The following is a 14996-nucleotide window of genomic DNA, read 5'->3' on the forward strand; positions in this document are numbered from 1 at the left end:
TTGTACAATGATGAAAAAAAGAAGGAGAGTGTTAGGTTGAGCCTAGCCAAACAGAAAATGGGAAAATTTGAGAAAGACGCCAAGACGCTATTAGATGCTATCGGCGGCAAGGAGAATGTCTCAGCTGTCAGCCATTGTGCAACTCGGATGCGCTTTGTATTGGCAGATGAAAAGAAGGCAGACGTAAAAGCAATTGAAGCCATTCCAGCTGTAAAGGGAACTTTTACAAATGCAGGGCAGTTTCAAGTCATTATCGGAAATGATGTGCCGATTTTCTACAATGATTTTACAGCTATTTCAGGGATTGAAGGAGTATCAAAAGAAGCAGCCAAAGCTGCTGCCAAAAGCAATCAGAATCCAGTACAGCGTGTCATGACAATGCTGGCGGAAATTTTCACTCCAATTATTCCAGCCATTATCGTTGGGGGGCTGATTCTCGGTTTCCGCAATATTCTGGAAGGTGTGCAGATTCAGGCGCTCGGTCAAAAAATGGTTGACGGTGTTGCTCAGTTTGCTAAAGATGGTACTCCGATTTACAATACAATTGTGGATGTATCACAGTTCTGGAGTGGGGTAAACTCATTCTTGTGGCTACCGGGTGAAGCGATTTTCCACTTCTTACCGGTTGGTATTGTTTGGTCTGTTTCTCGTAAAATGGGAACCAGTCAGATTTTGGGAATTGTTCTTGGAATCTGTTTGGTATCACCGCAATTGCTCAATGCTTATTCAGTAGCTAGCACACCGGCTTCAGAAATTGCTAAAAACTGGGTGTGGGATTTTGGCTTCTTTACAGTTAGAAAAATTGGATACCAAGCACAAGTTATTCCAGCTCTGCTTGCAGGATTGTCGCTATCTTATCTTGAAATCTTCTGGCGCAAACGCATTCCAGAAGTTGTTTCCATGATTTTTGTGCCATTCTTATCCTTGATTCCGGCCTTGATTCTAGCGCATACAGTCCTTGGTCCAATTGGTTGGACACTTGGACAATGGCTGTCAACAGCGGTGCTTGCTGGTCTGACTGGTCCTGTTAAATGGTTTTTTGGTGCGATATTTGGTGCTCTCTATGCTCCGTTTGTTATCACTGGTCTGCACCACATGACCAATGCCATTGATACACAGCTGGTTGCAGATACAGGTGGCACGGCACTATGGCCAATGATTGCCTTGTCCAATATCGCTCAAGGTTCAGCTGTGTTTGCTTACTATTTGATGAACCGTCATAATGAACGTGAAGCACAGATTTCTCTGCCAGCAACGATTTCTGCTTATCTAGGTGTTACAGAACCAGCACTTTTCGGGGTCAACGTGAAGTACGTCTACCCATTTGTGGCAGGGATGATTGGTTCTTCTATCGCAGGTCTGTTATCGGTAACCTTTAACGTAACAGCCAATGCTATCGGAATCGGTGGGATTCCAGGTATTTTATCTATCCAAGCTAAATACATGCTGCCATTCTTCTTTATTATGCTGGTGGCCATTGTAGTACCAATGCTATTGACCTTCTTCTTCCGCAAGACAGGTATGCTTACAAAAACGGAAGATGAAAGTGTGAAATCACCGCAAATTGAAGCGATTGACGAAGCTAAAGAAGCAGCAGCAAAAGTGGATTTTGCAGAAATTGTCAGCCCGCTTGCTGGAGAAGTCAAAGAATTAAGCCAAGCAACCGACCCTGTCTTTGCTCAAGGCGTGATGGGACAAGGAGTTGTCATTCTTCCAAGTGAGGGAGAACTGGTGGCCCCTGTGAACGGGACAGTATCAGTACTTTTCCCAACCAACCATGCGGTTGGAATCGTGTCAGATGAAGGTGTCGAATTGCTCATGCATATCGGTATGGACACTGTTAATCTCGACGGAAAAGGTTTTGAAGCTCATGTGGCTCAAGGAGACAGAGTGAGCGTAGGTCAGAAACTGGTTAGTTTTGATATAGCAGCTATTCAGGAAGCTGGCTTAGTGACTGAAACACCTGTGATTATCACAAATCAAGAGCAATTTCAGGCTGATAAACAGGGAACATTACCGCGAACTGTTAGACGTGGAGATAAGCTGATGACAGCTACTCGAATCGGATAAAATGTTTGATACGAGCTATGATGAGTAGGATTTTATCTAACGAATAGACAAATTCATCTCAGTAATCCATTTGCTTCACTGCTAGAAATCCAAGCAGCAATCTCTTAACGAGAGGCAAAAAGGCTCGTAGCAAAGAATAAAAGTAACGATAAAGGGGAGGAGCGCAAGTCCCACCTCTTTCTTTTAGAAATAGAAAAGGAAGACAAATGGCATTAGATAAGACAAAAGTCATCTATCAAATTTATCCAAAATCATTTAAAGATACGACCGGCAATGGGATAGGAGATTTTCAAGGTATTATTGAGAAAATTCCTTACCTCAAAGAATTAGGAGTGGATATGGTCTGGCTCAATCCTTTCTATCCCAGCCCGCAGCGTGATAATGGTTATGATATTTCAGATTACACAGCTGTCAACGCTCTTTTTGGAACGATGTCTGACTTTGAAGAGATGGTCCAAGTTGGAAGAGAGTACGGCATTGATTTTATGCTGGACATGGTCTTAAATCACTGCTCAACTGAGCATGAATGGTTTCAAAAAGCTTTAGCTGGTGATCCGTACTACCAAGATTTTTTCTTTCTGCGCGATGAGCCAACAGACTGGCTGTCTAAGTTTGGCGGCAGCGCCTGGGCGCCTTTTGGAACAACGGGCAAGTACTACCTGCATCTCTTTGATGTGACGCAAGCTGATCTCAACTGGCGCAATCCTCATGTCCGTGAAGAACTTTTCAAAGTTGTCAATTTTTGGCGGGACAAGGGTGTCAAAGGTTTTCGCTTTGATGTCATCAATCTGATTGGAAAAGATGAGGTGTTGGAAAACTGTCCGGAAAATGATGGTAAGCCTGCCTATACGGACAAGCCCATTGTACACGACTACCTGCACATGCTGAATGAAGCGACTTTCGGACAGGCTGACTCATTTATAACTGTCGGGGAGATGAGTGCGACTACTATTGAAAACTGCATTCTCTATACAGATCCGGCGCGTCACGAATTGTCCATGGCCTTTAATTTCCATCATTTGAAGGTGGATTATGAAAATGGTCAAAAATGGAGCTTGAAAAAATTCGATTTCGAGGAACTCAAGCGTCTTTTCCATACGTGGGGCAAGGAAATGAGTGACCATGATGGCTGGAGTGCTCTATTTTGGAACAACCATGACCAGCCACGTGCCTTAAATCGTTTTGTTGATGTTCAGCATTTCCGTAATGAAGGAGCAACCATGCTTGCGGCCAGTATTCATCTGTCTCACGGCACGCCGTATATCTATATGGGAGAAGAAATTGGCATGGTGGATCCAGACTATGACTCTATGGCAGATTATGTGGATGTAGAATCTATCAATGCCTATCAGATGCTGCTGGAGCAAGGCAACACACCAGAAGAAGCTTTTGCAATTATTCAGGCCAAATCTCGTGATAATTCTCGCACTCCTATGCAGTGGGATAATTCAGCGAATGCTGGCTTTACGACAGGCATCCCTTGGCTCAAAGCTGGAAAATCTTATCCTGAAATCAATGTTGAAAATGAGATGCAGGGCCCGATTTTCACTTTCTATCAAAAACTGATTGCTCTTCGCAAGGAGCTTCCTATCATTGCTGAAGGCAGCTATCGACCAGTTTATGAAGACAGTCAGCAAGTTTATGCTTTCGAGCGTCAATTGGGGGCCGAAAAACTTCTGGTACTCAATAACTTCTATCCAGATCCGATTACGATAGATATTTTACCAGAGTATCAAAATGGCGAAGTGCTCCTTTCTAATTATGAAGAAGCTCAAACAGCAGCAGTTGTAACCTTAAGACCTTATGAAAGTTTGGCAATTATTGTAAATAAACACTAAATGTAGCAATAAATCCTAAAATCGACTGAATTGTTCAGCCGATTTTTTTAAAATCGAAGAGAAAGCGTTTGCATTATCCTTCTGTTTTATTTATAATAATTACGGTAGAAATACATCTCAAGGAAATTTGATTTCCAAATTATGATGTAAAGGAGAATATATGAAAAAAACTTCAAAACAATTGCCTGTATTGTTTGCGACAGCTATTTTGTTAGCTAGTAGCGTTCTAAGTCCTGTTGTTCAGGCAAATGAGGCGAGCTCTTCAAGTTCAGAAACTTCTGTAACAACGACTTCAGAGTCTAGTTCTGTTGCTTCGACAACTCAGTCGCAATCATCAGAAACAACTTCTGAAAGTTCGGCAAGCAGTACGAGTAGTACGAATGAGCCAAGTAGCACAAGCGAAGAAACACCTAAGACAGAAGCTTCAAGCAGTGAAGCAAGAGCCACTATTTCTGAATTTACCGAGGTAGCCAATATTGGTCAAATTCAAGGCGAAGCGCATGAATCGCCTTATAATGGGAAAAAGGTGCGCGTGTCAAATGTAGTCGTCACTAAAACGGATCGATATGGCTTTTATGCACAAGACATAAAAGCTGACGGGAACGCAAAGACTTCAGATGCTATCTATGTAGTTTCAAAGGAAAAGGTTACAGTTGGTGATAAGTTGACAATTGAAGGTCAAATCAAAGAAGGTTATATGGAAGAACTCAGTGTTCGTCCTGGACAAACTTTCCGTAAACCAACTGATAGCTTAACTGTCACGCAATTGATAGCTTCAAAGGTAACAAAAGACGGAACAGCGGCATTACCAGCTCCTGTCAATATTTCAGAGCGTATGCCAAAAGATATCGTAGACAATACTCCGACTGCTTATGATCCAGAGCATGACGCCTTGGACTATTGGGAAAGTCTGGAAGGTATGCTGACAACAGTTAAAAAACCTCGTGTGCTTGGTCCGCAATATCGCGGGGATATCTACCTGTTACCTGCTGAATATCAAGAATTGCCGCTAAATAATATCGGTGGTGTCAACCTTCGCCCTAATGTCCAAAATACAGCAACCATTCCAGTTTATGTGGGAAATAAGTTTGTTGCCAAAGCCAAAGATTACTTTAATGAAGATGTTGTTGGAGTCGTGAGTTATCGCAGTAAAGTCTTTAAGTTGGAGCCAACCCAATTGCCAGCTTTGCAAGACGGTGGTTTGCAAAGAGAGGTTTCTAAAATTTACCCAAGTGAAGATAAATTGACGATTGCTTCTTACAATATTGAAAACTTCTCGGCGAACAATGCAGCGGGGGAAACACCTGACGCAAAAGTGGAGAAAATTGCTAAATCTTTTATCAACGAAATTCACAGTCCAGATATTATTACCCTTATAGAAGTTCAAGACAATAATGGAAGCGTTAATGATGGTACTGTCAGCGGTGTGCGAAGCGGTGAAAAACTGGCTGCTAAAATTAAACAATTAGGTGGCAAAGAGTATAAGTATGTCGAAGTAGCTCCTGTTGATGGTGCAGACGGAGGAAAGCCCGGATCCAATATTCGTGTGGCTTTCTTGTACAATCCTCAACGAGTGAAGCTAGTAGAACGTGAAGCAGGAAGTAGCACAGAAGCGGCTGCTTTCAAGGACGGTCATTTGGTGAAAAATCCTGCCAGAATAGATCCAGCTAATCCAGTCTTTGAAAAAGTTAGAAAATCTTTAGCAGCTGAGTTTGAATTTAAAGACGAACGGATTGTCGTGATTGCCAATCATTTGAAATCCAAGCTCGGTGATGATGCAGTATATGGTTCTAAACAACCAGCAGTGCAAAATACATTAGCACAGCGGATTGAGCAAGGGAAGCTGTTGAACGCTTTTGTCAAAGAAGGTTTAAAGCAAAATCCTAATTTGAAGTTTGTCTTAACTGGTGACTTTAATGACTTTGAATTTTCAGAAACTGCCAAAGCAGTGGCTGGTAATGAATTAGTCAATATGATGCTCAATCATGATGCAGCTGATCGGTATTCTTACTTCTACCGTGGCAGCAATCAAAGTTTAGACAATATCTTTGTTTCAAAAAATATTGCGGATAAAACAGTATTCTCACCAGTTCATATCAATGCTTCCTTTATGGAAGAACACGGTCGGGCGTCAGATCACGATCCTGTTATTGCACAGCTTGATTTTAGTCAGAAGAAAGGTAATACGACACCGACACAACCAACTGAACCAAAACCTTCTGGTGACACCACAATGCCACCAAATAAAGATGATAAACTAACTAAAAAGAGGATTTTACCATCTACAGGAACAACAGGCGCTGAAGTCGCTGTTGTAGGGATTGTCATCTTAAACGCAACCCTCCTTTGGCGAAAGAAAGTGGCGGATTAAAAGGAATAGATGATAAACGAGAGAGTTTTAGACTTCTCTCGTTTTTTGAAAAATATTGAAAATGAAACTGAAAAACAGATTATTTTCTAAAAAATAGACAAATTGTGCCTCTATCTAGAAAAGAAGTGTTATAATAATAGTATAAAACGTTTTCAAGAGGATAAGACGATGGAAAAAGAAGTCATTGATTATGGAAAAGTAACAGGAATGGTCCATTCAACTGAAAGTTTTGGAGCTGTTGACGGGCCTGGCATCCGTTTCATTGTCTTTTTACAAGGTTGTAAGATGCGTTGTCAATATTGTCACAATCCAGATACATGGGCAATGGAAACAAATAATTCAAGAGAGCGAACGGTGGAAGACGTCTTGCAAGAAGCGCTTCGTTATCGTGGTTTTTGGGGTAAAAAAGGTGGGATTACAGTAAGTGGTGGTGAAGCCCTCTTGCAGATTAATTTTGTGACGGCTCTCTTTACCAAGGCTAAAGAGCTGGGGATTCATTGTACTTTAGATACTTGTGCGATGCCTTTCCGCAATACGCCAGAGTATCTCAAAGTTTTTGATCGCCTGCTTGAAGTGACTGATTTAGTGTTGCTGGATATTAAAGAAATCAACGATGCCCAGCATAAATTTGTGACAGGGCACACCAATAAAAATATTTTGGAATGTGCAAAATATTTATCTGATAAAGGTGTTCCAATGTGGATTCGCCATGTTTTGGTTCCAACGTTAACAGACCGTGATGACGACTTAAAAGAATTAGGTGAGTTTGTCAAAACGTTAAAAACAGTTGATAAATTTGAAGTGTTGCCGTATCATACAATGGGAGAATTCAAATGGCGTGAATTGGGCATTCCTTATCCATTAGAAGGCATAAAACCACCAACTGCTGACCGAGTAAAAAATGCCAAAGAACTCATGAAAACCGAATCCTATACAGAGTATATGAATCGCATACATAATAGTTGATCAAAAGTAGAAAGTGAAATGTTGACCAGCACCTAAGAAGTTAGATAGAAAAACTGACGATTAAGTGCTTTTCTATTCCTCTCTTTGTGAAAATCTTAAAATTGTGCTAAAATAAAGTATATAAAAAGTTTACGAGGTACGATCATGTCTAAAATTTTAGTTTTCGGTCATCAAAATCCAGATTCAGATGCGATTGGCTCAGCTGTGGCCTTTGCTTATCTTGCGCGTGAAGCTTATGGCTTGGATACAGAAGCAGTGGCTCTTGGGACTCCAAATGAAGAAACAGCGTTTGTCTTGGATACTTTTGGTGTAAAAGCACCGCGTGTGGTGACATCTGCCAAAGCAGAAGGAGTTGAGCAAGTCATTTTAACAGACCATAATGAATTTCAACAATCTATTTCTGACATTGCAGAAGTAGAAGTGTATGGCGTTGTGGATCATCACCGTGTAGCGAATTTTGAAACAGCCAGCCCACTTTATATGCGTTTGGAGCCTGTTGGTTCAGCTTCTTCTATCGTTTATCGTATGTTTAAAGAATCTGGTGTAGCTGTACCAAAAGAACTTGCAGGCTTGATGCTCTCAGGTTTGATTTCAGACACGCTTCTTCTGAAATCACCAACCACTCATCCGAGTGATAAAGTGATTGCACCTGAGTTGGCAGAGCTTGCAGGAGTTGATTTGGAAAAATACGGTTTGGCTATGCTTAAAGCTGGAACGAACTTAGCAAGCAAATCTGCCGAAGAATTGATTGATATTGATGCTAAAACATTTGAATTAAACGGAAATCAAGTTCGTGTGGCACAGGTCAACACAGTTGATATTGCAGAAGTTTTAGAACGCCAAGCAGAACTGGAAGCAGCTATTGAAAAAACAAACGCAGCCAATGGTTATTCTGACTTTGTTTTAATGATTACTGACATTGTTAATTCAAACTCGGAAATCCTGGCAATCGGTCGCAATATGGACAAGGTAGAAGCAGCTTTTAACTTTGTTCTTGAAAACAACCACGCTTTCCTTGCTGGAGCTGTTTCTCGTAAGAAACAAGTCGTTCCGCAATTAACAGAAAGTTTTAATGCTTAAGAATAGAACAAAAAGGGAGTTTCGGCTCCTTTTTTGATACAATAGTTCTATGAAAACTCAAGATTTACAAAACGGGGATTTGCTTTTTGTGTCTAGTCAATCTGATATGGCAGAAGCTATTCAGCAATCAACTGGGCGGTATAACCATGTGGCAATCTTTTTTGACGGCTGGATGTACCATGCGACAAGTGAGCAAGGGGTCATAAAGCAGCCGATAGAGGTATTTTTACAGGACGATGAATGCTATGATGTCTATGTTTTCCCTGATATAGATGTGAAAGCTGTCTGGAAAAGAGCAGAACAACACCTTTACAAGCCTTATAATAATAGCTTTTATCCAAATACGACAGGTTTTTACTGTTCTGAATATATTGCGGAAATCCTCCCCATTTTTGAAACTATTGCTATGCAGTTCGGTGATGAAGATGAGGAAGTTGCTCCTTTTTGGCAGCAGTATTACAAGGAATTGGGGCTAGCTGTTCCTCTTCATCAGCCGGGAACCAATCCTAGCCAATTGGCTCAATCCGAAAAATTAGTTTACAAAGGAAGATTAGATGATTAAAGTAATCAATCCCAGTCGTTTGACACGTCAGCCCTTTTTTCATGAATTGATAAATTACTTAGATCAACATGACGATGTTACTTTGCGAGAGATAAAGCGTGAGTTTGCAAATTTTCCCAATATTGATCGCTCTATAGAGGATTATATCAAGGCAGGCTATGTGCTTCGGAAAAATAAACGCTATCATCAAAGCGTTCCTCTGTTGGAAAATGTGACGGCTTTGTCTTTGGATCAGGAAGTCTTTGTGCGAGATGACAGTCCTCTTTATCAAGAATTGCTGAATATGCGTTTTGAGACGCATTTAACCAATCAAACAAACCAAGCTATTTTAGTAGAAAAAACGGATTTTCTCAGAGAGCAGTTGACGCTTTCCAATTATTTTTACAGGCTGAAACAACAATATCCATTGATCAATCAGCAACAAAAACTCTATGATTTGGTAGGAGATGTAAATCCTGAGTATGCTTTAAAATATATGACGACCTTCCTCTTAAAATATGGTCGAAAAACTGAGCTGATGCAGAAACGGCGTGATATTTTTGTAGATGCTCTAGTGATTTTAGGTTATATTGCGCCTAACGAAGCAGGGAAATATGAATTAAAATTGGATTTTGATAAGGAAACATTGACCTTTCGTGTAAAGGAAACATTAGATAAATTATAGAATAATAAAATTTTAAGATTTTTTTGATAAATTTATAGGTATAAGAGTTAAATTTAGCAAGATTTGGTAATCACTAAATCATTTCGTTTCATGAAAGGAATATATAGTGAATCTTTTAGCAAAAATTCGGCCCTCTCAGCCGTTGAAGTATCTGAAATGGTTTGATATTGTCATCGTGACAGCTTTGCTATTTGGGCGCTTTATCTATCGCTCGACAGAGCTCTATCTTGCCAGCTTGTCTCCGTCCACTACAGCAGCAGTAGCAGATGCAACTAGTAAAACAGCAAATGACGGGGCAGCTTATGTTAGCAACCTAGAATGGCAGCTCCTTATGTTAGCTTTGACGATAGCCTACTTAGTACTTCGCCGTTTTGACTTTAAGCAGTTGCCAATTCGTTTATCGTGGTCTGTACTCTTTTGGGTTCCATTTATCTTTGCGGTTATGGGGATTCTCGCGGATACAGTGACGACCCTTAGCGGAGAATACAATTATTTTGATCCGCAATTGTGGAAATATATTGATTTGACACCTATGGCTATTCTCTATGCTTTGCTCAATGGCTTCTATGAAGAATTTTTCTTCTTAGGTTTATTGACCTCAGTAAAAGATAAATATAAGTGGTGGGTTCTTCTTTATTCGACGATTATTCGCGTTTCTTTCCATACCTATCAAGGAATGCTCTGGGCACTGACAATTGGTGTTGGCTTTGGAATTCTCTATTATTTTCTTTACAAATATAAGGTTAAAAACCTCTTACCATTCTTCCTCGTGCATGCACTTGCAGATATGTTTGGGTCAAGTCTGATGTATGTTTTGATTAGTTGGAGAAAGTAAAGTCATAAAGCAAGATTTTGATTTATGAAGAATTGTGCTCATCTCTCCTTGCTAGTATAAATTTTCTTAAATAATTAAAGGTCGAAAACGTTTGTCTCGACCTTTATTAGTTTCTATAAATATTTTTCAGCGATGGTATAATCACCTAGATAGTCTGCTTTTTCTCCGTTGATAATTTGGTAACAATCTGCGCCTTTACCAGCTAAAATGACAGCATCGCCTTCTCTGCTAGTTAAGCTAAGGGCTGTTTTAATGGCTTCTTTGCGGTCAGCAATCATATCAACATCAAAGGATATGTAAGAAGCAATTTCTTTTGCGATGGCAATTGGATCTTCGTAATTTGGATCATCTGCGGTTAAAATCACCGTTAGTTCAGGATGTTGATTCAGCAAGAGACCAAAGTCCTTGCGGCGACTCTCACCCTTATTTCCAGTTGCACCGAGCACCAAAATAATCTTACCTTTTTGATGTTTTTGAACGACCGATAGGAGATTAGCGAGACTGACACCATTGTGTGCGTAATCCACAAATACTTTGGCACCATTTTGTTGGGTCAGCACCTCCATACGTCCAGGTACACGTGTGCTTGCGATTCCCTTCTTGATGTCCGCAACGGAAGCACCCAAGCGGAGACAAGCAAGTATAGCGGCAAGCGCATTTTCTTGGTTGAAACGACCAATCAGCTGAATGTCAAATTTCTCTGCTAACTTTCCGCTGGTTTCAAAAGAGAAGGCTTGCGAGTGACGAATTTGATTGTCTGAATGCTGTCCGTAGAAATCATGCTCCATGGAAGCAACTTGCTCAGCCAAAACTTCAAAATGGTCCATTTCGCTATTGACCACCACAGCTCGGCTATTTTCCATGAGAAGCCGTTTATGATAAAAATAGTCTTCAAATGTTGGATGTTCAATTGGTCCGATGTGATCAGGACTAATATTGAGGAAAACGCCAACATCAAAGGTCAAACCATAAACCCGCTTTTTCAGATAGGCTTGACTAGAAACTTCCATGATAAGATGAGTTCGTCCATTCTCAACAGCTGTCGCCATCATTTTGAACAAATCCAAGCTTTCCGGTGTTGTCAAAGCAGATTTGAAGAAATGTTCTCCGTCCAGCGTCGTGTTCATGGTAGACAAGAGAGCTGGCTTGTGACTTTGTTGGAGGATATGATAGGCGAAATAAGCAGAAGTAGTTTTTCCTTTGGTTCCTGTAAAAGCGAGTAACTTGAGTTTATCTTGTGGATTGCCATAAAATTCCATGGCAAGAAGGCTCATGGCTTGTTTTACGTCATTGACTATGAGAGCAGGAATTCCCACTTCAAAATCCATTTCACTGATATAAAGCTGTAGACCCGCTGTCACTGCTTTTTCCAAGAATTCTTTTTTAAAATTGTCACCCTTGACAAAGAAAAGAGTGGAAGCATCCACTTCACGGCTGTCGTAGCTGATTTTTTCAAAAACAAGATCACGATAATGATAAAAATATTGTCCCTTGTCGATAATCTCGCGGAAATTGTGATCGTTTTTTAAAATGTTTAATGCGTTTTCAATTGTTATCATACTTCTATTGTAAACTTAATGGCGAGGTTTTACAAGCGGAAAGGAAAAGTTTATAATAAGATGAGACTATTTTTAGAGGTTATGTATGGACCAACAAACAACAAATCAACAAAAACAAATGCTGCTAGGAACAGCTTGGCTGACAGCTAGTAACTTTATCAGCCGCTTTTTAGGGGCAATTTATATCATTCCTTGGTATATCTGGATGGGGAAACACGGTGCAGAAGCCAATGGACTGTTTACTATGGGCTACAATATTTATGCTTGGTTTCTTCTGATTTCTACGGCAGGAGTTCCAGTTGCAGTCGCCAAGCAAGTCGCCAAGTACAATACGATTGATCAAAAAGATCATAGTTTTACTCTCATTCGTGAATTTTTGAAATTCATGCTCTTGTTGGGGGTCATTTTTGCAGTTGTGATGTATCTTTTATCGCCGTTCTTTGCGCGTGTATCAGGAGTTGGGAAAGAGCTGATTCCGGTCATGCAAAGTTTGTCGTGGGCTGTGCTAGTATTTCCAGCCATGAGTGTTATTCGTGGATTTTTCCAAGGTTTTAACAATTTAAAACCGTATGCCATGAGCCAGATTGCTGAACAAGTCATTCGTGTGATTTGGATGTTACTTGCAACATTCTTCATTATGAAATTGGGCACTAAAGATTATGTTGCTGCAGTGACCCAATCTACTTTTGCAGCCTTTGTCGGTATGTTTGCTAGTATGGCGGTTTTGGTTTATTTTCTTTGGAAAACGAATCTCTTGACATCTATCTTACACAAACCGGCTAATAGTGCTGAAATCAACAGCCGTGCTTTGCTGGTGGATACGATTCGTGAAGCCATCCCTTTTATCATCACGGGTTCTGCTATTCAGCTTTTCCAAATCATTGACCAGATGACATTTATCAATACGATGAAATGGTTCACCAATTATAGCAATTCTCAGCTGGTGGTTATGTTCAGTTATTTCTCTGCCAATCCAAATAAGATTACCATGATTTTGATTGCAGTAGCAACTTCGATTGGCGGTGTGGGGATTCCCTTGCTGACAGAAAACTATGTCAAAGGTGATTTAAAGGCGGCTGCGCGCTTAGTTCAAGATAATTTGAGTATGTTACTGCTGTTTCTTTTACCAGCAACGATTGGTTCTGTCTTAGTAGCGCGGCCATTATACACGATTTTCTACGGACGACCAGATAGTTTGGCCTTGGGGCTCTTCATTTTTGCTATGTTACAGACGATTATTCTTGGCGTCTATACTGTCTTATCGCCAATGATTCAAGCGCTGTTCCAAAATCGTAAAGCGATTATCTATTTTGGTTACGGAGTTCTTGTTAAGCTCATTTTGCAAATTCCATTTATTTATCTGTTTAGAGCCTACGGCCCCTTGCTTGCGACTACTATTGGACTTATTGTTCCAATCATTCTGATGTACCAACACATTCGTCAAGTAACTGGGCTCAATCAAACCATTCTTTTCAAACGGAGTTTGTTGATTGGAATTTTAACGGCAGTTATGGCTCTTTTGATTGCCATTGTGGAAGTCGTACTTGGCTTTGTCTTTCATCCAAGTGGACGCATTTCTAGTATGCTTTATTTGGTTATCATCGGTGGCTTGGGCATCGCTATTTATGGAGCAATGGCTTTGCGAGTCCGTTTGTTAGACCGTTTTATTGGTGAGAAAGCTCAAACCTTACGTCAAAAATTTCATATTCATTAAAAAGCCGAAAGGCTTTTTAATATTGTAGAAAATTTATAAGAATTAAGATATAATGAAATTGGTTATTGTGAGAATAAACATCTATGATTTGATAATCTTTCAAGACCTAGATATAGTTATTAACTATATCTAGGTCTTGAAAAGAACAAAACACAGTGCTTTCGTAAGATGATACAATAGAATCACTTAGAAAATATAAGAATTGCTTGATTCCGCTCTTATCTTGTGGAGGTTATTTATTATGGATAAAAAGTTACAATTAGACACTATTTTAGCTCATGCTGGTATTAAAACGGATGAAGCAACAGGTGCCTTGACAACACCTTTGCATTTTTCAACGACCTATCAGCATCCAGAATTTGGAAAATCCACTGGATATGACTATACGCGCACGAAAAACCCAACGCGAAGTAGCTTGGAAAAAACCTTAGCTGCTATTGAAAGTGCGGATTATGCGTTAGCGACCAGTTCAGGAATGAGTGCTATTGTGCTAGCCTTTAGCGTTTTTCCGATTGGGAGTAGAGTTATAGCGGTTCGTGACCTTTATGGCGGTTCTTTTCGCTGGTTTCATCAAGTGGAGCAAGAAGGGCGCTTTCACTTTACATATGCAAATACGGAAGAAGAATTGCTTGCGGCTTTAACGGAGGATATAGATGTAGTGTATCTGGAAACCCCGACCAATCCGTTAATGCTTGAGTTTGATGTTGCATTTATCGCAGAAAAAGCTCATGCAAAAGGTGCAAAGGTTATTGTAGATAATACGTTTTATACTCCAATTTATCAACGTCCTTTGGAAAATGGAGCAGATCTTGTGCTGCATTCGGCGACCAAGTATTTAGGAGGACATAATGACGTTCTGGCTGGTGCTCTTATGACGAGTGACAAAGAGCTTTATGAGAATCTATTCTACAATCTCAATACGACAGGAGCTGTTTTGTCTCCATTTGATAGTTATCTCTTGCTTCGAGGTTTGAAAACCTTGTCTCTGCGTATAGAGCGTTCAACAAAAAACGCACAAGTTGTAGCAGCTTTCTTGAAAGATTCGCCAGCAGTAAGAGAGGTTCTCTATCCGGGAAAAGGCGGCATGATTTCCTTTAAAGTCAAGGATGAAGCAGTTATTCCACATTTGTTAAACACACTAAAAGTCTTTACCTTTGCAGAAAGCTTAGGTGGTGTAGAAAGCTTGATTACCTATCCTGCGACACAAACGCATGCAGATATTCCAGCAGAAGTGCGGAAATCCTACGGTTTAACAGATGACTTGTTGCGTTTATCCATTGGAATCGAAGACAGCCAAGACTTAATCACAGATTTAAAATTTGCTTTGGAGGTATAAT

At 40.3% G+C, this 14996-nt stretch carries 11 protein-coding genes; 10 read left to right on the forward strand and 1 reads right to left on the reverse strand.

Annotated elements, in window-relative coordinates; genetic code table 11:
• Window positions 1-57: 57 nt before the first annotated feature.
• The 8 genes from treP (at window position 58) to EL087_RS02160 (ending at window position 10386) form a co-directional block, all read left to right on the forward strand.
• The gene (gene treP, locus EL087_RS02125) at window positions 58-2070 is read left to right on the forward strand and encodes a PTS system trehalose-specific EIIBC component (protein ID WP_126408113.1); all 2013 of its coding nucleotides are present in this window, start codon (window positions 58-60) and stop codon (window positions 2068-2070) included.
• 206 nt (window positions 2071-2276) lie between these two features.
• A complete protein-coding gene (treC, locus tag EL087_RS02130) occupies window positions 2277-3908 on the forward strand; it encodes an alpha,alpha-phosphotrehalase (protein WP_126406583.1) in 1632 nt (543 codons plus the stop codon).
• A 160-nt stretch (window positions 3909-4068) separates the two neighbouring features.
• Entirely contained in the window at window positions 4069-6279 is a 2211-nt protein-coding gene (locus tag EL087_RS02135; protein ID WP_126406586.1) for an endonuclease/exonuclease/phosphatase family protein, read from the forward strand.
• A 168-nt stretch (window positions 6280-6447) separates the two neighbouring features.
• Entirely contained in the window at window positions 6448-7245 is a 798-nt protein-coding gene (gene pflA / locus EL087_RS02140; RefSeq protein WP_003025666.1) for a pyruvate formate-lyase-activating protein, read from the forward strand.
• 144 nt (window positions 7246-7389) lie between these two features.
• Window positions 7390-8325 (forward strand): manganese-dependent inorganic pyrophosphatase, encoded by a 936-nt coding sequence (locus tag EL087_RS02145; protein ID WP_003025664.1) that lies wholly within the window; start codon window positions 7390-7392, stop codon window positions 8323-8325.
• A 49-nt stretch (window positions 8326-8374) separates the two neighbouring features.
• Window positions 8375-8887, forward strand: a complete 513-nt coding sequence (locus tag EL087_RS02150) for a YiiX/YebB-like N1pC/P60 family cysteine hydrolase (RefSeq protein ID WP_126406589.1) — start codon at window positions 8375-8377, stop codon at window positions 8885-8887.
• Window positions 8880-9551, forward strand: a complete 672-nt coding sequence (locus tag EL087_RS02155) for a DUF1803 domain-containing protein (protein ID WP_126406592.1) — start codon at window positions 8880-8882, stop codon at window positions 9549-9551. The genes EL087_RS02150 and EL087_RS02155 overlap by 8 nt, the downstream gene beginning before the upstream one ends.
• Window positions 9552-9657: 106 nt before the next feature.
• Complete coding sequence (locus tag EL087_RS02160) at window positions 9658-10386, forward strand: CPBP family intramembrane glutamic endopeptidase (protein ID WP_126406595.1); 729 nt, start codon at window positions 9658-9660, stop codon at window positions 10384-10386.
• Window positions 10387-10499: 113 nt separating this feature from the next.
• Here the strand turns inward: EL087_RS02160 and EL087_RS02165 are convergent, their stop codons facing one another.
• Entirely contained in the window at window positions 10500-11945 is a 1446-nt protein-coding gene (locus EL087_RS02165; RefSeq protein ID WP_126406597.1) for a UDP-N-acetylmuramoyl-L-alanyl-D-glutamate--L-lysine ligase, read from the reverse strand.
• 85 nt (window positions 11946-12030) lie between these two features.
• On the opposite strand from EL087_RS02165, the gene EL087_RS02170 reads away from it, so the two are divergent.
• Together EL087_RS02170 and EL087_RS02175 are read left to right on the forward strand one after the other, a co-directional pair.
• On the forward strand, window positions 12031-13659 hold the full coding sequence (locus EL087_RS02170; RefSeq protein ID WP_126406600.1) for a putative polysaccharide biosynthesis protein: 1629 nt from the start codon (window positions 12031-12033) through the stop codon (window positions 13657-13659).
• A 241-nt stretch (window positions 13660-13900) separates the two neighbouring features.
• Window positions 13901-14995 carry a cystathionine gamma-synthase gene (locus tag EL087_RS02175; protein WP_126406603.1) on the forward strand — a complete coding sequence of 365 codons (1095 nt, stop codon included), beginning with the start codon at window positions 13901-13903 and terminating at the stop codon, window positions 14993-14995.
• The last annotated feature ends 1 nt before the right edge of the window (window position 14996 follow it).

This window comes from Streptococcus milleri (genome assembly GCF_900636525.1).
Lineage (GTDB): Bacteria > Bacillota > Bacilli > Lactobacillales > Streptococcaceae > Streptococcus > Streptococcus hominis.